The 19,937-nt window shown below is 48.3% G+C and carries 16 protein-coding genes and 1 pseudogene; 9 read left to right on the plus strand and 8 right to left on the minus strand.

Annotated features, from left to right (window positions below; translation table 11 throughout):
- Positions 1–51 precede the first annotated feature (51 nt).
- The 5 genes from lpdA to ampD form a co-directional block, all read right to left on the minus strand.
- A complete protein-coding gene (gene lpdA, locus BM082_RS20810) occupies positions 52–1,482 on the minus strand; it encodes a dihydrolipoyl dehydrogenase (protein ID WP_017009888.1) in 1,431 nt (476 codons plus the stop codon).
- Between the two features lie 218 nt (positions 1,483–1,700).
- Positions 1,701–3,608 (minus strand): pyruvate dehydrogenase complex dihydrolipoyllysine-residue acetyltransferase, encoded by a 1,908-nt coding sequence (aceF, locus tag BM082_RS20815; protein WP_074928456.1) that lies wholly within the window; start codon positions 3,606–3,608, stop codon positions 1,701–1,703.
- Positions 3,609–3,621: 13 nt separating this feature from the next.
- Positions 3,622–6,285 carry a pyruvate dehydrogenase (acetyl-transferring), homodimeric type gene (gene aceE / locus BM082_RS20820; protein WP_017015885.1) on the minus strand — a complete coding sequence of 888 codons (2,664 nt, stop codon included), beginning with the start codon at positions 6,283–6,285 and terminating at the stop codon, positions 3,622–3,624.
- A gap of 105 nt (positions 6,286–6,390) precedes the next feature.
- Entirely contained in the window at positions 6,391–7,164 is a 774-nt protein-coding gene (gene pdhR, locus BM082_RS20825) for a pyruvate dehydrogenase complex transcriptional repressor PdhR (RefSeq protein WP_017008201.1), read from the minus strand.
- A 309-nt stretch (positions 7,165–7,473) separates the two neighbouring features.
- Positions 7,474–8,034, minus strand: a complete 561-nt coding sequence (gene ampD / locus BM082_RS20830; protein ID WP_017014322.1) for a 1,6-anhydro-N-acetylmuramyl-L-alanine amidase AmpD — start codon at positions 8,032–8,034, stop codon at positions 7,474–7,476.
- A 287-nt stretch (positions 8,035–8,321) separates the two neighbouring features.
- Between ampD and nadC the strand changes: the two genes are divergently transcribed.
- From nadC to yacG, 8 genes are all read left to right on the plus strand, one after another.
- Positions 8,322–9,227 (plus strand): carboxylating nicotinate-nucleotide diphosphorylase, encoded by a 906-nt coding sequence (gene nadC, locus BM082_RS20840; RefSeq protein WP_074928459.1) that lies wholly within the window; start codon positions 8,322–8,324, stop codon positions 9,225–9,227.
- A gap of 215 nt (positions 9,228–9,442) precedes the next feature.
- Positions 9,443–9,874 carry a pilin gene (locus tag BM082_RS20845; protein WP_074928461.1) on the plus strand — a complete coding sequence of 144 codons (432 nt, stop codon included), beginning with the start codon at positions 9,443–9,445 and terminating at the stop codon, positions 9,872–9,874.
- Positions 9,875–11,569 (plus strand): type IV-A pilus assembly ATPase PilB, encoded by a 1,695-nt coding sequence (pilB, locus tag BM082_RS20850; protein ID WP_074928463.1) that lies wholly within the window; start codon positions 9,875–9,877, stop codon positions 11,567–11,569. It begins immediately after the preceding gene.
- A 12-nt stretch (positions 11,570–11,581) separates the two neighbouring features.
- On the plus strand, positions 11,582–12,805 hold the full coding sequence (locus BM082_RS20855) for a type II secretion system F family protein (RefSeq protein WP_074928465.1): 1,224 nt from the start codon (positions 11,582–11,584) through the stop codon (positions 12,803–12,805).
- A 137-nt stretch (positions 12,806–12,942) separates the two neighbouring features.
- A complete protein-coding gene (locus BM082_RS20860) occupies positions 12,943–13,812 on the plus strand; it encodes a prepilin peptidase (protein WP_017008194.1) in 870 nt (289 codons plus the stop codon).
- Positions 13,813–14,427 carry a dephospho-CoA kinase gene (gene coaE, locus BM082_RS20865; protein WP_017014328.1) on the plus strand — a complete coding sequence of 205 codons (615 nt, stop codon included), beginning with the start codon at positions 13,813–13,815 and terminating at the stop codon, positions 14,425–14,427.
- On the plus strand, positions 14,424–15,164 hold the full coding sequence (gene zapD / locus BM082_RS20870) for a cell division protein ZapD (RefSeq protein WP_017014329.1): 741 nt from the start codon (positions 14,424–14,426) through the stop codon (positions 15,162–15,164). The genes coaE and zapD overlap by 4 nt, the downstream gene beginning before the upstream one ends.
- A 29-nt stretch (positions 15,165–15,193) precedes the next feature.
- Positions 15,194–15,391 carry a DNA gyrase inhibitor YacG gene (gene yacG, locus BM082_RS20875; RefSeq protein WP_017014330.1) on the plus strand — a complete coding sequence of 66 codons (198 nt, stop codon included), beginning with the start codon at positions 15,194–15,196 and terminating at the stop codon, positions 15,389–15,391.
- A gap of 109 nt (positions 15,392–15,500) precedes the next feature.
- On the opposite strand, the gene mutT is transcribed toward yacG, so the two are convergent.
- Both mutT and secA read right to left on the minus strand, forming a co-directional pair.
- Entirely contained in the window at positions 15,501–15,905 is a 405-nt protein-coding gene (mutT, locus tag BM082_RS20880) for an 8-oxo-dGTP diphosphatase MutT (RefSeq protein WP_017015888.1), read from the minus strand.
- Between the two features lie 86 nt (positions 15,906–15,991).
- Positions 15,992–18,712: a preprotein translocase subunit SecA gene (gene secA / locus BM082_RS20885; protein WP_017008189.1), complete on the minus strand. Its 2,721-nt coding sequence runs from the start codon at positions 18,710–18,712 to the stop codon at positions 15,992–15,994.
- Positions 18,713–19,186: 474 nt separating this feature from the next.
- On the opposite strand from secA, the gene BM082_RS20890 reads away from it, so the two are divergent.
- Positions 19,187–19,651 carry a DUF721 domain-containing protein gene (locus BM082_RS20890; protein ID WP_026024937.1) on the plus strand — a complete coding sequence of 155 codons (465 nt, stop codon included), beginning with the start codon at positions 19,187–19,189 and terminating at the stop codon, positions 19,649–19,651.
- 160 nt (positions 19,652–19,811) lie between these two features.
- Here BM082_RS20890 and lpxC read toward each other — a convergent pair.
- Positions 19,812–19,937, minus strand: a pseudogene (gene lpxC, locus BM082_RS20895) (UDP-3-O-acyl-N-acetylglucosamine deacetylase); the annotation flags it as partial.

Consider the following 19,937-nt stretch of genomic DNA (forward strand, 5'->3'; position numbering starts at 1 on the left):
AAAAAAACGCCTCTAAAAAGAGGCGCTTTTCATACTAAACAGTCAGAAGAATTACTTTTTCTTCTTCATCGCTTTTGCGTTTGGTAGGTCAGTAATTGAACCTTCAAACACTTCAGCAGCAAGACCTACTGATTCGTGCAGCGTTGGGTGAGCGTGGATAGTCAATGCGATATCTTCCGCATCACAACCCATCTCGATAGCTAGACCGATTTCACCTAGCAGTTCACCACCGTTAGTACCGACAACCGCACCACCGATTACGCGGTGAGTGTCTTTGTCGAAAATCATCTTCGTCATACCGTCTGAACAGTCAGAAGCGATTGCACGACCAGAAGCAGCCCACGGGAAGGTAGCAACTTCGTAGTTAAGGCCTTCTGCTTTCGCTTCTTTCTCGGTCTTACCAACCCAGGCAACTTCTGGCTCAGTGTACGCAATTGAAGGAATCACTTTAGGATCGAAGTAGTGTTTCTTACCAGAAATCACTTCTGCCGCTACGTGACCTTCATGCACACCTTTGTGCGCAAGCATTGGTTGACCAACAACGTCGCCAATCGCGTGGATGTGAGCAACGTTAGTACGCAGTTGTTTATCAACGTTGATAAAGCCACGCTCATCAACTTCAACGCCTGCTTTTTCTGCATCCAGAAGCTTACCGTTTGGTACACGACCAATCGCAACCAGTACTGCATCGTAACGTGTTGGCTCAGCAGGTGCTTTTTTGCCTTCCATCGTTACGTAGATGCCGTCTTCTTTCGCTTCAACCGCAGTCACTTTGGTTTCAAGCATCAAGTTAAACTTCTTGCTGATACGCTTAGTGAAGACTTTTACAATGTCTTTGTCGGCTGCTGGGATAACTTGGTCAAACATTTCAACCACGTCGATTTGTGAACCCAGTGCGTCATATACGGTAGCCATTTCTAGGCCGATAATACCGCCGCCCATTACCAACAGCTTCTCTGGAACTTCTTTCAGCTCTAGTGCGTCAGTTGAATCCCAGATGCGTGGATCTTCATGCGGGATGAATGGCAATTCGATTGGACGAGAACCCGCCGCAATGATTGCATTGTCAAAGGTGATGGTTGTTGGGCCATCAGCGCCTTCAACAACGATGGTGTTCGGGCCAGTAAATTTACCGTAACCGTTAACCACACTCACTTTACGCATCTTAGCCATACCGCCAAGACCGCCAGTAAGTTGGGTGACAACTTTGTCTTTCCAAACACGAATCTTATCGATGTCTGTTGTTGGCTCGCCAAAGACAACACCGTGTTCAGCCATTGCTTTAGCTTCTTCAATCACTTTAGCAACGTGGAGTAGGGCTTTCGATGGGATACAGCCCACGTTTAGGCATACACCGCCTAGCGTGCTGTATTTTTCTACCAGAACAGTTTCCAGACCCAAGTCTGCGCAACGGAAAGCGGCTGAATAACCAGCGGGACCTGAACCCAGTACCACGACTTGGGTTTTGATTTCTTTACTCATTCTGACCTCGTTGTAGTCTTATATCCCTGACAGGCTAAGAGTTTATTTTTATAGCGGAACAATAGTGTTTCACGATATGTCTCCCCTTAGGGAGTCACATTATTGGTCTGACATTTTACAACTGTGTTAACAAGCTGAAAAATAAAAACCCATAGCCTGTGAGCTATACATCAAATCAGTACCTGCCATATGCAGGCAGGCACTGACTGGGTGTCGTCTTACAGTACTAGACGGCGAATGTCAGAAAGACACTCGTTCAAGTAAGTAATAAAACGTGCGCCTTCTGCACCATCAACAACACGGTGGTCGTATGACAATGACAGCGGCAACATAAGGCGAGGAACGAAGTCCTTACCATTCCAAACCGGTTTCATTTCCGATTTAGATACGCCCAAGATGCCAACTTCTGGAGCATTAACAATTGGGGTAAACGCAGTACCACCCAAGCCACCTAGGCTAGAGATAGTAAAGCAGCCGCCCTGCATATCAGATGCTGTTAGCTTGCCTGAACGTGCCTTCTTAGACACTTCCATTAGCTCAGCCGACAACTCGTAGATGCCTTTCTTGTTAACGTCACGGAATACAGGAACAACCAAGCCATTTGGTGTATCCACCGCGATACCGATGTTCACGTATTTCTTCAAGATCAAGCTCTCACCGTCATCCGACAGAGAAGAGTTGAATGAAGGGAATGCTTCAAGTGCTTTTGCAGCGGCTTTCATGATGAACACCAATGGGGTGATCTTCATGCCAGTGTCTTTCTTCGCTTCAACCGCATTTTGCTCTTTACGGAAAGCTTCAAGCTCAGTGATGTCTGCGTTATCCCACTGTGTAACATGCGGGATCATTACCCAGTTACGGTGCAGGTTAGCGCCAGAAATCTTCTTGATGCGAGATAGCGGCTTGGTTTCAGTCTCACCAAACTTACTGAAATCAACTTTCGGCCAAGGTAGCAAACCAAGTGCTGCGCCATCGCCTTTGCCTGAAGCAGACGCTGCTGCGCCAGACTCAAGACGCTTAAGCGCTTCTTTCACGTAGTTTTGAACGTCTTCTTTCTGGATACGGCTCTTACGACCAGAACCCTTCACCTTAGAGAGGTTAACGCCAAACTCACGCGCCAGACGACGAACGACTGGAGATGCATGTGCATATTCGTTGTTTTCAACGAAATCAGCGGCGGCAGGTGCAGCTTGAGCCGCTGGTGCAGGAGTCGCTGCTTTTGCTGGCGCTGCTGCTGGAGCAGGTGCCGCAGCAACAGGAGCAGCCGGTGCTGCACCCGCAACAGGCGTGCCTGCCACTTCGAAGACCATGATCAAAGAGCCCGTAGACACTTTGTCGCCAGCAGCGATTTTGATTTCTTTCAGTACGCCAGCAAACGGTGCAGGCACTTCCATGGACGCCTTATCACCTTCAACAGTGATCAAAGATTGCTCTTCTTCAATGCTATCGCCAACCGCAACCATGATTTCAGTGACTTCTACTTCGTCGCCGCCGATATCAGGAACGTGCACTTCTTTCGCAGCAGACGCTGCTGGTGCCGCCGCAGGTGCTTGAGCTGCAGGAGCTGCAGCTACAGGCGCAGCGCCAGAACCCGCGATTTCGAAGACCATGATCAATGAGCCCGTCGATACTTTATCGCCCGCTGCTACTTTGATTTCTTTCAATACGCCAGCAAACGGTGCAGGCACTTCCATTGACGCTTTGTCGCCTTCAACGGTCAGAAGAGATTGCTCTTCTTCAATGCTGTCGCCAACCGCAACCATGATTTCGGTAACTTCAACTTCGTCACCACCGATATCAGGAACGTGAACTTCTTTCAGTTCAGCGGCCGCAGGTGCAGCAGCCGGCGCCGCTGCAGCAGGTGCTTCTGCCACTGGTGCTGGAGCAGCTGCGCCTTCCGCTTCAAAGATCATGATCAGAGAGCCAGTAGAAACCGTGTCGCCTTCAGCGATTTTGATTTCTTTCACCACACCCGCTTGTGATGCGGGTACTTCCATTGACGCTTTGTCACCTTCAACGGTGATCAGCGACTGCTCTTCTTCAACTTTGTCACCAACGCTGACGAGGATTTCTGTTACTTCAACCTCATCGGCACCGATGTCTGGAACATTAATTTCGATTGCCATTGATTTCTGCCTCTTACGCGTACAGTGGGTTCACTTTCTGAGTATCGATATCGAATTTCTGAATCGCTTCAACCACGACAGATTTCTCGATATCACCACGTTTTGCTAGCTCGCTTAGTGCAGCAACAACAACGTAGCCTGCGTTCACTTCGAAGTGACGACGCAGATTCTCACGGCTGTCTGAACGACCGAAGCCATCAGTACCCAGCACTTTGAAAGACTCAGAAGGCATGAACGCACGCACTTGTTCTGCGTAGTTCTTCATGTAGTCAGTCGCAGCGATTGCTGGTTCAGAACCCATCACTTGCGTGATGTAAGGCACTTTTGCCTCTGCTGCTGGGTTCAACATGTTGAAACGCTCAGCATCTTGACCTTCACGTGTTAGCTCGTTGAACGAGGTCACAGAGTAAACATCAGACGCCACGCCGTATTCCTCACTCAGAATTTGAGCGGCTTTACGCACTTCGTTCATGATGGTACCCGAGCTCATCAACTGAACTTTGTTCGCACCAGCGTAAGACTCAAGTTTGTAGATACCCTTACGAATGCCTTCTTCAGCGCCTTCTGGCATTGCTGGCATTGCGTAATTCTCATTCATCAGAGTTAGGTAGTAGAACACGTTCTCTTGTTCTGGACCGTACATGCGACGGATACCGTCTTGCATGATTACCGCCAACTCGTACGCGAACGTCGGGTCGTAAGAAATACAGTTAGGGACAGTGTTTGCCTGAATGTGACTGTGACCATCTTCGTGCTGTAGACCTTCACCGTTCAGGGTTGTACGGCCTGCCGTTGCACCCAACAGGAAGCCACGTGCTTGTTGGTCACCCGCCATCCACGCCATGTCGCCCACACGTTGGAAGCCGAACATTGAGTAGTAGATGTAGAACGGGATCATCGGCAAGTTGTTAGTGCTGTAAGAAGTAGCAGCTGCAACCCAAGACGACATTGCGCCCAGTTCGTTGATACCTTCTTGCAGTACCTGACCTGACGTTGCTTCTTTGTAGTAAGAAACAACACCACGGTCTTCTGGGGTGTAGTTCTGGCCATGAGGACAGTAGATACCGATTTGACGGAACAAACCTTCCATACCGAAAGTACGTGCTTCGTCCGCAATGATAGGAACGATGTTCTTACCAATGCCCTTATTCTTAAGCAAGATGTTCAGCGTACGAACAAACGCCATGGTGGTAGAGATGTCACGCTTTTGCTCATCAAGCAGAGGCTTAAACTCTTCCACTTCAGGAATAGCCAATTCTTCGGTGAACTTAGGCAGACGCTGTGGCGTGTAGCCATGCAGAGCGTTACGACGCGCGTGCATGTAATTGTATTCAGGTGAACCTTCTTCCAATTTCAAATATGGAAGTGCTTTCATTTCTTCGTCAGAAACAAGATCTTGCAGGCCAAGACGATCACGCAGGTGCTGAACATGCGTCATGTCCATTTTCTTCACCTGGTGCGCAATGTTTTTACCTTCCGCCGCTTCACCCATGCCGTAACCTTTTACAGTTTTCGCTAGGATCACCGTTGGACGGTCTTGAGTGTCTTGTGCATTTTTGAATGCGGCAAACAGTTTAGAAGACTCGTGACCACCGCGTTTCAGCGCGAAGATCTCTTCGTCAGTCATGTCTGCAACAAGTGCTGCTGTTTCTGGGTACTTACCAAAGAAGTGCTCACGCACGTAAGCGCCATCTTTAGATTTGAATGTTTGGTAGTCACCGTCGATAGTTTCGTTCATTAGCTGAAGAAGTTTACCTGTGGTGTCTTTTGCCAGAAGTTTATCCCAGCCACTGCCCCAAACCACTTTCACAACATTCCAGCCAGCACCTTTGAACAGACCTTCCAACTCTTGGATGATCTTGCCGTTACCCATTACTGGGCCATCTAGACGCTGAAGGTTACAGTTGATGAGGAAACAGAGGTTGCTCAGTTTTTCACGTGCAGCGAAAGAAATCGCACCACGTGATTCTGGCTCATCCATTTCACCGTCGCCCAAGAACGCGTAAACGCGTTGCGCGCCAGTTTCTTTCATGCCACGGCCTTCCAGGTATTTCAGGAAGCGAGCTTGATAGATAGCAGAGATAGGACCCAGACCCATAGAAACGGTAGGGAACTGCCAGAATTCAGGCATCAATTTAGGGTGTGGGTATGAAGGAATACCTTTGCCATCGACTTCTTGGCGGAAGTTATCCAGTTGCTCTTCAGTCAAGCGACCTTCAACAAACGCACGCGAGTAAATACCCGGAGAGATGTGGCCTTGGTAGTAAACCAAATCACCGCCATCCACCTCGTTAGGTGCGCGGAAGAAATGGTTAAAACAAACTTCATAGAAAGCAGATGCAGACTGGTATGACGCCATGTGGCCACCCAGATCCAAATCTTTCTTAGAGGCGCGCAACACGATCATGATCGCGTTCCAACGAATGATAGAACGAATGCGACGTTCCAGGTTTACATCACCAGGGTATGCAGGTTCTTTATCCGCAGGGATGGTATTTACGTAGTTGGTGGTGATGCCTGTTGGCATATCAACACCATCAAGACGCGCCTTTTCCATCACTTCTTCAAGTAGGAACTGGGCACGCTCTACACCTTCTTCACGGACGACTGATGCAAGAGCGTCTAACCACTCTTGAGTTTCAAGTGCGTCCACGTCATTTTTCATGACTTCAGACATGGCGATCTATCCTTTCGTTGATTGATTCGTACAAAACTAATGTTGTCGCAGCTGAAAAAAACGCATCCTGACAGCTCTAATACGTAAATGAGCTGTCAGGAAGCGTTATTCCAACTCGTCCTTGCGTTGCTGAATTCGGCGAAGCGAGCGCTCTCGGCGGCTGGCCTCTCGACCCAAATCTAGCAAAGTTTCCTCAATAAAAGCTAAATGCGCATGTGATGCCTGACGGGCCTGTTCAGGTTCCCCAGCAGTTATCGCCTGCACAATGTTAGCTCTGTGTTTACTCACCTTCTCAACCACATCTACACGACGATTGAGTAATTCAAAGTTTTGTAAAATATTTTGCTCAAGCAAGGGGGCCAAACTGCGCATAATGTGCAGCAGAACCACGTTGTGTGATGCCTCAGTCACCGCAATCAAATACTTCATGACGGCACTGGCTTCGGCTTCTATATCACCCAGTTGCTGAGCTTCTCGAATGTTATCGTGACACTTGCACACTCGAGTTAAATCTTCATCTGTGCCCCGTAGCGCCGCGAAGTAGGAAGAAATGCCTTCCAACGCGTGACGAGACTCCAGTAAATCCAATTGGGATTCAGGGTGCTCCGCGAGCAATTCAATCAAAGGTTCAGAAAAACGTTGCCATAAACGCTCGCTAACAAAGGTGCCTCCACCTTGTTTGCGGTTCAGCAGTTTCTTGGCTTCTAAACGCTGAATAGCTTCACGAACTGACGGGCGGGAAACATCAAATTGTTTTGCTAACTCTCTTTCAGGGGGCAGTTTTTGTCCCGGAGATAGCGTCCCTTCCAAAATCAAGCTCTCAAGCTCTTTCTCGATAACATCTGATAGTTTGGGTTGACGGATCCGTTGTATAGCCATTGTTATTCTTTATTTTGTGGCGCCGGAATTCCTGCGCGTCCTGTCCCAAATATTGGTCTTTGTAAATTGGTAAGACCAATAACCAAACACCTAAAAGTTTACCGTTAAGTGACTCAAGTGTCTACCGTAAACTTGATTTGCGTCATAGAAATTACAGTCAGATGTTGGGCGCATTAAAAGCGTGCGGGGTCGCAATGGTCAGACCATTTAATTTAATCACATTTTTATCACGAAGGGAAAACCTTCGAGGCACATTCTTCTCGGAAAGAAATCACGATTGCAACCATACATATCAGTACGTTACAAGAATTACGATGTTTTAAGTGGACTGACCAGCGCTCTGAATTTAGACCAATTAAACGCACGTCCAGGGTCGGTTTTTCTCCCCGGTGCAATCTCATCATGGCCCGCAATTCTTGCCATATTGATGGCGGGATAAGCCTGGATAATCGCGTCCGTCACCGCACTCAGTGTTTGGTATTGCGCATCGGTGTAAGGAAGATCATCTGTCCCTTCAAGTTCAATACCAATCGAAAAATCGTTGCACTGCTCGCGCCCTTCAAAACAAGACACACCCGCATGCCATGCCCTTTTATCAAAAGGGACAAATTGAATCACACTGCCATCCCTTCGGATCAAGCAATGCGCAGACACTTGCATACCGCGAATTTCGTCGAAAAATGGATGCGCCTTTGAGGTTAGCTCACCTTGAAAAAATTGTGTGATGTAAGGGCCACCAAACTCACCTGGCGGCAAACTAATGTTGTGAATAACCAACAATGAAACATCATTACATTCGGGACGCTCATTACAGTGAGGAGAAGGAAGAAAGGTTGCACCGTCAATGCGGTGATCTGAAATCGTCAGCATAGCGTTTATCGTTTTGTAATCACGAGGATGCGATTATGTTAGCCGATTTCTTGCCGTTCCCCCATGACAAAGGCCACGATCTCTTTTCTAAAAACGCCAACCGACAATCTTTCCTTCAAGCCTTGTTCACACCTGCATATCTGCCAGCGCATCTAATAAAGAGAGAAATGGCTAAAAGATCTGCATCTGCCTCTCCTCGCATTCTTGATCTGTGCCATGTAAACTTGCAGCCAATTGCGTCAGGCATTGCCTGAACACACTTTGACTCAAACCGTGATGGAACCACCATGTCTGAACACCAGAACACACCGCATATCCACGATAGCCACGCACGTCTCTCTCTATTAAAAGAACATTTGAAACATGATGTTGTGCGTTGTGTGAGCGATGCACTAAAAGAAGACCTTGGTGGCGTATTGGATGCAGACCAAGACATTACCGCCAGCTTGATCCCAGCAAATTCAATGGCAACCGCCACCATCATCACGCGCGAGCATGGCGTTTTCTGTGGTCAGTTGTTTGCTGACGAGGTGTTCCGTCAATTGGGCAATCAGGTGTCTATTTCATGGAAAGTGAAAGATGGCGACAAGGTTGCACCTAACCAAGTCTTGTGTGAATTAGACGGCCCTGCCCGTACGCTGCTCACAGGTGAGCGCAACGCCATGAACTTCATCCAAACCCTCTCGGGTTGTGCGACAGAAACAGCAACCTATGTCGAAAAGCTCGTCGGCACAAAGACACGCCTGTTAGATACACGCAAAACCATTCCTGGCCTGCGCAACGCGCTGAAATATGCCGTGTCATGCGGCGGTGGCTACAACCACCGTATCGGTGTTTATGATGCGTACTTAATAAAAGAGAACCACATCATTGCCTGTGGCGGTATTCAACAAGCCGTGCAAACCGCAAAACAGCTTAACCCAGGAAAGCCTGTGGAAGTTGAAACCGAGAGCTTAGACGAATTGCAGCAAGCGATTGATGCGGGTGCAGACATTGTGATGTTGGATAATTTCACCACAGACATGATGCGCGACGCCGTGGCGCTCAACCAAGGCCGCATTGCATTGGAAGTATCCGGCAACGTAACGCTAGACACACTGAGAGAATACGCTGAAACGGGTGTCGATTTCATTTCCGTCGGTGCACTCACCAAACATATCCGTGCGATGGACCTCTCAATGCGTTTGAAGTAGCGCCTTGAATTAAAGGCATTTCTTATTGATAGAGCAGGCATTTGCCTGCTTTTTTTGACCCTAAAATCACAGGAATTGCAAGAGTTTACAGTACTGTTGCATGTAAACTGAACCTTTACTCGAAACTCGCTCACCTCCCTCTATCCCCCTGTTTTTATTAGTCGTATTTTGACACCACTCAAACGCACCTAGATGCATAACGAAGAGGATTCAAAATGAAAAAGCAAAAAGGCTTTAGCTTGATCGAGCTATTGATTGTTGTAGGGATTATTGGTGCACTAACAGCGATTGCTGTGCCGGCGTATCAAAACTACCAAACCAAAAGCGAAACCATCGCCACGATTGCTAGTTTAAAAAACATGCGCACCATTGTTGAAGTGCATATTCAAGAAGGCAATGACTTCCCGACTGCTGCCACATTTGCAACGTTAGGTGATGCGCCAGAAATCACTTCAACTCCAGTTGCAGATTCAACAGGTGGTGCGTTAACCATTACACTTGGTGACGATCCTGACGCGGACCCAGTAGTAGCTGGAGATGTATTTTCATTAACTCGAAATGCAGATACAGGTGTATGGACATGCTTGAACCCAAGAAATGCGGACGTAGAAGTTGAAGGCTGTCAAGGCCCTGCAGCTGAAGGCTAAATGAACACTAACCTCCTTCCCATTCTGTTCCGCGCTGACTATCTCAGTAAGGTACAGATGGAAGCGGTAACCCGTGAGCTGGCGCAGAATCAAATGTCTGCGCCAACTGCACTCATGACTGCTAATATTTTTACCAGTGAAGAGCTGCTAACCATCCTGAGTAAATTATTTGCGGAACCTGTTTCATCGATACACAACTTCCAGTATGAAACCACCTGTGAATCAATAAACAACTCAGACCTCATTCTTCGCCATCAAGCGCTGCCTCTTGAAATCAATAATGCTGTTCTTTCACTGGCAATTAGCGACCCTACAGATTTAGATCTGCAAGACGACTTCCGCTTCGCCACAGGTTATCAAATAAAGCCCGTTCTCGTTGACCACCAGCAACTCACCGGTGCCATTCGCAAGCTTTATGGCAAACACATCTCCAGCAATCAATCCGATTCGCAATCCGTCTCTGATGATGATTTGGCCTCCCTTGCGGTGCTTGATGACAACGAAGAATCAGATGCTGCGCTTAATGACGACGCACCTGTCAGCCGTTACATCCAGCAAGTGTTGTTAGATGCCGTGCGTAAACAAGCGTCGGATATTCACTTCGAACCCTTTGAGCACAGCTACCAAATTCGCTTTCGACTTGATGGCATATTGCAACTGCACAGTTCACCGCCTGCGGGTATCTCTCGCCGACTCTCTACGCGTTTAAAGATTCTGGCTAAGCTCAACATCGCAGAGCGTCGTATTCCGCTGGATGGCCGCATGAAACTCACCTTGGGCGACGGACGTTCGATTGATATGCGTGTCTCGACGCTGCCGACGCTGTTTGGTGAAAAAGTCGTGCTTCGAATTTTGGATGGGGGCAGCGTCGCGCTAGACATCGAAGCACTTGGTTATAATGAACAGCAAAAACGCGATTACCTGACCGCGCTGGATAGACCTCAGGGCATGATCTTGATGACGGGGCCAACAGGCAGTGGGAAAACCGTGTCCCTGTATACAGGTTTGAAGTACCTCAATACGCCAGAGCGCAATATCTCCACCGCCGAAGACCCAGTAGAAATTAACCTTCCCGGCATTAACCAAGTCAGCGTAAACAATGACATTAGCCTGTCGTTCGCGACCGCATTACGGGCATTTCTTCGTCAAGATCCTGATGTGGTCATGGTGGGGGAAATTCGCGATTTAGAAACCGCAGAAATAGGCATTAAAGCCTCTCAAACTGGCCACTTGGTGCTTTCAACCTTGCACACCAACTCTGCAGCGGAAAGCATCACGCGCTTGGCCAACATGGGGGTGGCAACCTATAACCTTGCTTCGTCGTTGTCGCTTATTATTGCGCAGCGCTTGGCTCGACGACTTTGCCAACATTGTAAAATGCCCCATGACAATGACGATCACCGCCTGCTCAGCCTTGCGCAGCACTACCCCTCACTGAAAGCGGATCAGGTATTCGATGCGCGCCCTGAAGGGTGTGACCATTGCAACCACGGCTACATAGGGCGTGTCGGTATTTATGAAGTCATGCCCATCACACGCCAGATTGCCGAAGCGATTGGCAGAGGAGCGAGTTCATCCGAATTGGAAAACCTTGCCGTCGAAAACGGCATGTCGACGCTTCAAACCTCAGGCATTGAAAAGCTCAATACGGGTGTGACGAGCTTACGTGAATTACAACGCGTTATCAGCATATAAGAAGGACAGTTGATGGCCGAGAAAGCCGCGCAGCTTCGCGCCTACCATTGGCGTGGATACACAAGCAAAGGCGCAAAAGTCAAAGGGCAGTTATTGGCGTATCGTGAAGACGAAGCGCGAAACATGCTTGCTGCACAACAAATTCGCATCGAAAAAATCAAGCAGCGTGCGCCGTCATCTTGGGTAAAACGTCGTAATACGGCCAACCATAAAGACATCACCTTGTTTACCCGCCAAATGGCGACCATGTTGGAAACGGGTGTGCCACTCACCGAAACCCTGAAGCTGCTGAAATCGAGCGCCAAGAAAGCAGAATTAGGGCTGATCATCAATCAGATCTACCAGCACATCGAGGCAGGTTCATCGCTCTCTCAGGCGATGAAAAACAGTTCACCGCTGTTTGATCAGTTCTATTGTGATCTTGTAGCAACGGGCGAGCAAACCGGCCGCTTAGAGCAAATATTTGCACGAATCTGCGTTTATCGAGAGAAAAGCGAAGCCACGCGCGCCAAAGTGGTCAAAGCCATGATCTATCCCGGTATCGTTTCCGTGATTGCGCTGCTGGTGACCATTGGCATGTTGGTATTCGTTATTCCGCAATTTAAAGATGTATTCTCATCCTTCAATGCCGAGCTGCCTTGGTTTACGTTGAAAGTCCTCAGCGTGTCTGATGGGCTTCAGAACTATGGTCATTACCTCTTTCTTGCCATAGTGTTGTCATTGCTGGCATTCAAAGCCAGTTACAACAAGAGCGACGCGTTTAAACTGAAAGTCAGTAAGTTCTCGCTGCATATTCCCGTTATTGGTGATGTGTTGACCAAGGCGACCTTGTCGCGGTTTACCCGCACACTTGCAACCACCTTTAGCGCGGGTATTCCCCTCCTAAGCGGGCTGGCCGCCGCGGGGAAAACAACCAACAACGTCTATTTCACTCATATTATCGAACATGTTCACCAACAAACCGCAGGCGGACGCCCTCTGCACCGCGCCATCAAAGAAACAAACGCCTTTCCGGACATGATGATTCAAATGGTCATGATCGGGGAAGAATCGGGGGCATTGGATGACATGCTCAACAAAGTGGCGGTGATCTACGAAGCGGATGTGGACAACACCGTCGATAATCTCGGAAAAATCCTCGAACCGTTAATCATCGTGACATTGGGGTTATTGATCGGCTCTTTGGTCATTGCCATGTATTTACCTATGTTCGATCTCATGAACGTCATGGGCTAAACCTTCTCTCCTGCTGTCCTCTTATTCACGTAAACGCTACAAGCATTCGATAGATGTTTAAATTCAGTGAATAAGAGGATAGAGACAGGCCGCACAACCCGTTATCATATCGTCATAAACTCACATTGGATTTCAAGATGGATTGGCTGTTCGACTCCCCGAGTCTGTATGTATTTCTCGCGTCTGTATTTGGACTTATCGTTGGCAGCTTTCTCAACGTAGTGATTTATCGCTTTCCGATCATGCTTGAGCGTCAGTGGAAAGAAGAATGTCATGAGTGCTTTCCTGAATTTCCCAAGCCAGAAAAATTAGCACCGTTTAATCTCAGCATTCCGCGCTCCCACTGCCCATCATGTAAGCAGCCAGTGAAAGCAATTGATAACGTACCGCTAGTAAGCTGGTTAGTCTTAGGGGGGAAGTGTCGACATTGTAAAACCAAGATCAGCGCACGTTACCCATTCGTTGAGTTGCTTACCGCGGTCATAGTGGGCTTGACCGCTTACTTCATTCCGGGGTCGTATTGGTCTCTTGCAGCGATAGGTTTCACCTTTGTGCTTATCGCGTTGTGCTTTATCGATATCGATACCATGTTACTGCCTGATCAAATGACACTGCCGTTAATGTGGGCAGGCTTACTGGCTGCCCTTGTTGGCATTTCCCCTCTCTCATTAGAAGAAGCCGTGATTGGCGCAATGGCGGGCTATTTGTCGCTGTGGAGCGTGTTTCAGCTCTTTAAGCTTCTTACGGGCAAAGAAGGGATGGGATACGGTGACTTTAAATTACTCGCCGCATTGGGCGCGTGGTTGGGCTGGCAACAACTGCCTTTCGTTATTCTTGTCGCGTCTTTTACTGGCGCAATTGCAGGCCTGATTCTGATGCGCGTGAAAGGCACAGGAAAAGAAACACCTTTCTCATTTGGCCCTTACCTTGCCATTGCGGGCTGGATTAGTCTGCTTTGGGGCAATAGTATTGTGGATTGGTATCTGACTTCGTATCTAGGGATGTAAATGGCTTTCGTTATCGGGCTTACGGGCGGCATCGGGAGTGGGAAAACCACGGTAGCAAACCTGTTTGCTGACAGAGGCATTGATGTGATCGATGCTGACATCATTGCACGACAAGTCGTCGAGCCGGGCACAGAAGGCTTAGCGGCCATTGTCGATAAGTTCGGCGCTGACATTCTCGATGCACAAGGCATGCTGGATCGCGCCAAGCTCAGAGCCTACATCTTCTCGACGCCAGACGCGAAAGAGTGGCTAAATGCATTACTGCATCCCACCATCCGTCTAGAGATGCTACGACAAACTCAGCAAGCCACTTCTCCGTATTGCATGCTTGTGGTGCCATTGCTTATCGAAAATGGTCTGCAAAGCCTTTGTGACCGTGTTTTGGTTGTGGATGTATCAGAGCAAACACAGATCGAACGCACGACACAAAGAGATAACGTCGATGAGACTCAAGTAAAAAATATCCTAAAAGCACAAGCATCCCGAAAAGAACGCCTTTCTTTTGCTGACGACGTCGTTGAAAATGAGTGCAGCAATGAGGAACTCAACGCACAGGTTGCTGCCTTACACAGTCAATACGTTGCGTTAGCAGGGAAACAACGAGAATCATCATGACCAGCGATACCCTTTACGAGCATCCCTTAAATGAACAGGTTCGCGTCTATTTGCGCCTAGAACAGCTCTTACTTCAAATATCTCAATCTGAATCTTTCACTGAAAGCGGCCATTCGACGCTGTTCTTCAAAAGTATTTTCGATTTGATGGAGATCCTCGAACAAGTTCAGGTCAAAGCCGATCTTGCCAAAGATCTTGAAAAACAGCGCGCCAAACTCCAAACATGGCTAGATGTACCCGCGGTTGATAAAGATCAGCTGATGGCACTACTGAGCGAGAGCCGTCAATTCCAGCAAACCCTGTTGCAAGCGCCACGCTTGGGACAAAAGCTGCGAGAAGATAAATTTCTCTCATCGATTCGCCAGCGCTTTTCTATTCCAGGCGGCACATGCAGTTTTGACTTACCCGCACTTCACCATTGGCTGAACTTGCCATTGGCACACTGCCAAGCTGACGCCATTGAATGGCAATCGTCGTTAAAGCCTTTGAGTAATGCATTGTCATTTTGGCTACGATTGACCCGCGGCGGTTCTGCAATGCAATCACTGACCGTGAAAAACGGCTTCCTTCAACAAGACGTGGAAGGCGCGAGCCTTTTGCGTATTAAGATTTCACCAGACTATAATGCCTTCCCATTAATCTCAGGCCATAAATCGCGGTTCGCCATCCGCTTTATGCCGTTTGATGAGAGCCAGAACGTCGCAGATAACATGTCGCTGTCTCTGGCAGTCTGTTAAACACAATCAACCATGCTTTGAGGTAACTTGTGAAGCAAGAAAACCCTACCATCGTAAAATGCCCTCAGTGCAAACTGCCTGTTGTCTGGGGTGACGTAAGCCCTTACCGCCCGTTTTGCAGCAAGCGCTGTCAGCTGATTGATTTAGGCGAGTGGGCCGAAGAAGAGAAGCGTATTGCAGGTGCACCTGATATGTCTGACAGCGATGGCTGGTCAGAGAATCAGTAAAAGCAGGGAAAGCAGGGAAAGCAGAATGAGAGAATCGAGTGGCGAGAAAGAGCAATGTACATCTTCGCTCGCACCTTGAATGGATTAATACCTCTTGGAAAGTATCGCGTTACCCCAACACTTCTAAGATCTTCGCTAACACAGGTTCGTTCGCTTCAGGAAAGGTAAAGTTCGACAGCTCGCTGATCGCAACCCATTGCCCGGGTTGGCCTTCTTTTCCAAAAGGCTCACCGGTGAACCCATTGATCAAAAAGAAATCAAACGTCAGCGCTTTGTCTGGGTAGTCATGCGCTAATGAGCAAAGCAACGCAAGATCTGTTGTTGCGATCCCGACTTCTTCTTCCAGCTCACGCACAACCGCTTGCTCTGCCGTTTCACCTTGTTCAACCTGACCACCCGCAAATTCCCAAAAGCCGCCTTTGTGCGCTTTTGCTGGACGCTGAGTGATGAATATCTTACTGCGGTCTTGATTCAGAATGATACCTGCCGCGATGTGAATGCGTTTTTTATCCATGTTATGCCTAATCTTATTCCATGAAAAAGGCCGCAGCAGCGGCCTTTCTTATTTTGGGTAAACCCCAACAATACCTCAATCAGTGGTTAGCTGATCTTACCGTGGCACTGTTTGAATTTCTTGCCTGAACCACAAGGACACGGCTCGTTACGACCCACTTTGCGATCACCGCGAACCACAGTATCAGATTCTGGCTCATGGCTGTCATCCAATTGGTTTTCCGCATCAGCATGGCTGACTTGTTGGTGACGAGCAGCGGCTTCAGCTTGCGCACGACGTTGCTCTTCCATGCGATCCACTTCTTCAGGCTGTTGAACGCGCACACGGCTAAGTGTGGTCACAACGTCTGATTTCAATGCGTCTAGCATGCCTTCAAACAGTTCAAACGACTCACGCTTGTACTCTTGTTTCGGGTTCTTCTGCGCATAGCCACGCAAGTGGATACCTTGGCGAAGGTGATCCATGGCTGCCAAGTGTTCTTTCCAAAGCGTATCCAGCGTTTGCAACATGACCGCTTTTTCAAAGTTACGCAGGGTTTCTTCACCCACTGCCGCTTCTTTGGATTTGTACACATCAACGATGGTGTTAAGAATACGCTCACGAAGCTGCTCTTCGTAGAGCTTGTCGTCGTTATCTAGCCAGTCTTGAAGTGCCATTTCCACATCAAAGTCTGCTTTCAAACGCGCTTCAAGACCCGCAACGTCCCACATTTCGTCTAGCGATTGAGGTGGAATGTATTGGTCAATCACATCGTTAATCACGTCTTCGCGGTTTTGCTCGATCATGTCGCTGATGTCATTGGTATTCATCAACTCATCACGCAGTTCATACACCACTTTACGTTGGTCATTGGCAACGTCATCGAATTCCAGAAGCTGTTTACGGATATCGAAGTTACGGCCTTCAACTTTACGTTGGGCGTTTTCAATGGCCTTGTTCACCCATGGGTGCTCAATGGCTTCGCCTTCTTCCATACCCAGTTTCTTCATCATGTTAGACACACGTTCAGACGCGAAGATACGCATCAGTGAATCTTCCATTGATAGGTAGAAACGGCTTGAGCCAGGGTCACCCTGACGGCCTGAACGACCACGAAGCTGGTTATCGATGCGACGAGATTCATGACGCTCTGTACCGATGATGTGAAGACCACCCGCCGCTTTAACAGCATCGTGAGATTCACGCCACTTGGTTTTGATCTCTTCGATTTGTTGCTCTGTTGGGTTGTCCAACTTAGCAACATCCGTCTGCCAGCTACCGCCCAATACGATGTCCGTACCACGGCCTGCCATGTTCGTTGCAATGGTAACCGCACCAGCAGAACCCGCTTCAGCAATGATGTCTGCTTCATGCGCGTGGAATTTGGCGTTCAATACGGCGTGTTTTACGCCCGCTTCGGTCAGTGCATTTGACAGCAATTCTGATTTTTCAATCGACACAGTACCAACAAGCGAAGGCTGACCTTTCTCGCTGCGTGTTTTGATGTCTTCAATAATGGCGTTGAACTTCTCGCGCTCAGTCATGTAGACCTGATCTGCCATGTCATCACGAACCATTGGTTTGTTGGTTGGGATAACAACGGTATCTAGACCATAGATTGACTGGAATTCGAAGGCTTCAGTATCAGCAGTACCTGTCATGCCTGACAGTTTGTCGTAGAGACGGAAGTAGTTCTGGAAGGTGATAGAAGCCAGCGTTTGGTTTTCGTTCTGAATCTTCGTGCCTTCTTTGGCTTCAACCGCTTGGTGTAGGCCTTCAGACCAACGACGCCCCGGCATCGTACGGCCAGTGTGTTCATCAACGATGATGACTTCGTCGTCTTTAACGATGTAATCAACGTCTTTTTCGAACAGTACGTGAGCACGAAGTGCTGCATTAATATGGTGCAGCAAAGAAATGTTGGCTGGAGAGTACAGGGTATCGTTCTCTTCCATCAGGCCATTTTTCTTCAGAAGATCTTCAACAAACTCTTGGCCCGTTTCGGTCAAGTGCGCTTGTTTGGATTTCTCATCAACGGTGAAGTGGCCGTCACCACGATATTCTTCGCTGTCTTCTTTGTCTTGACGAACCAGTTGAGGAATCAATGCGTTAATGCGCGCATACATTTCAGAACTGTCTTCTGCAGGGCCTGAAATGATCAGCGGCGTGCGCGCTTCATCGATCAAGATGGAGTCAACTTCATCCACCACGGCAAAGTAACGCTCGCGTTGCACACGGTCTTCTGCACGGAATGCCATGTTGTCGCGAAGGTAATCGAAACCAAATTCGTTGTTCGTTCCGTAAAGGATATCGGCTTGGTAGGCAGCTTTTTTCTCTGGCGGCGCCATGTTGGGTACGTTAGTACCGACGGTCATGTCGAGAAATTCAAATAGCGGACGGTTTGTTTCTGCATCACGCTTAGCCAAGTAGTCATTCACGGTAACAACGTGAACACCTTTACCTGTCAGTGCATGCAAATAAGCAGGGAGCGTTGCGGTCAGTGTTTTACCTTCACCAGTACGCATCTCTGCAATCTGACCATTGTTCAAGACCATACCACCGACCATTTGCATGTCGAAGTGGCGCATACCATAGACACGTTTAGACGCTTCGCGAACCGTTGCAAACGCTTCTGGCAGGATGACATCAAGGTCTTCGCCTTGCGCGATACGTTGACGGAATTCAGCGGTCTTCGCTTTTAGCTCATCGTCACCATACGCTTCAAACTGTGGCTCAAGCTTGTTGATTTCATTGACAACTTTGCGAAGACGGCGCAGTGTGCGGTCATTGCGGCTTCCGATTACTTTAGTAATTAATTTCGATAACATGGCTTTGCCGTTTCTCTCATATTTTTTACGCTTTAGCGTCAGAGCCAAAGCCGGGATGCTGCGCGGCAGAGAAAGGTCAGCAACGTCCTCTGCCAGAACTCTTTGTCGGATATCTTTGTCGAAAAAGAAACCGTATTTGTAGCGATGATCTTGTGCCTTCAGGAAAGTATTTCAAGGCCTATTAATAATTTAATCACGCAACGAGATCGTGATGATCGATCGCGGGGAATAATCATAAGCCATATCGACACGTCATCCCACCTGTAATGCGGGTCGTACCCTTTTTGATACTAAAAATTAGAACCTGTTCATTTCCTGCATCATTCATCGTGCAGTTTCTATGCAATTCAAGCAGAGAAAGACGTGCTTACTTCAAGTAAAGACCCGTGAAAAGGGCATAAAACTTCACAAACATGGTGTCTATTTCGTTCCCCTGATACCCTTAAAGAAGAAAAAGCAGATATCAAGATGGTTATGCGAGATCACAGACCGAAATCCACATTAGATTTGCTGGAAAACAACGCCTCAGGGCAAGTGCGTCAGCGCGCCCTCGCGCTCGCAAAACTCAATGAGCAGATCAAAGATCTGTTACCCGCTCAGTCGGCAAAACATTGCCGCGTTGCAAACTATCGCGACGGTACCTTGATCCTTGAGTGCGGATCGTCATCTTGGGCAACACGTTTGAATTACGACAGGCAAATGCTGCTTTCTGCATTGCGCAGAGAAGCATTACCCACCCTGTCGACCATAGAGATAAAGGTAAACCCCGATCTCGCCAAATCAGACATTCGAATAGCAGCAGAGAAAAAGAAAGCGGAACCACGAACACTGAGCCCTATCGCTGCCGAATATTTAAAAGCCGTCGCGGAAATGGTGCCCGATAAGCTGAAAAAGCGCTTAGAAGCGATTGCAGCGTTATCTAATAAGGGTGAGCAGTAAGCGAGAAGCGAGAAGCGAGAAGCGAGAAGCGAGAAGCGAGAAGCGAGAAGCGAGAAGCGAGAAGCGAGAAGCGAGACAATTGTCAGGGGTTGCCGAAAAGAAACACACATAAAAAAACCGAAGCCAAGGCTTCGGTTTTTTTTTGTATTCGCTTAGGTTGTTACGCCAATACCATTCCTGGCTCAGCAAACCTAACTGGCAATGTCTGTGCGTCTTCGAAGGTCGCCCATTCCCACGCTTCTTGGTCAGCAAGCACTGCACGAAGAAGTTGGTTGTTCAAAGCATG

Origin of the sequence: Enterovibrio norvegicus DSM 15893, from assembly GCF_900115495.1 — a bacterium.
Classification (GTDB): Bacteria; Pseudomonadota; Gammaproteobacteria; order Enterobacterales; family Vibrionaceae; genus Enterovibrio; species Enterovibrio norvegicus.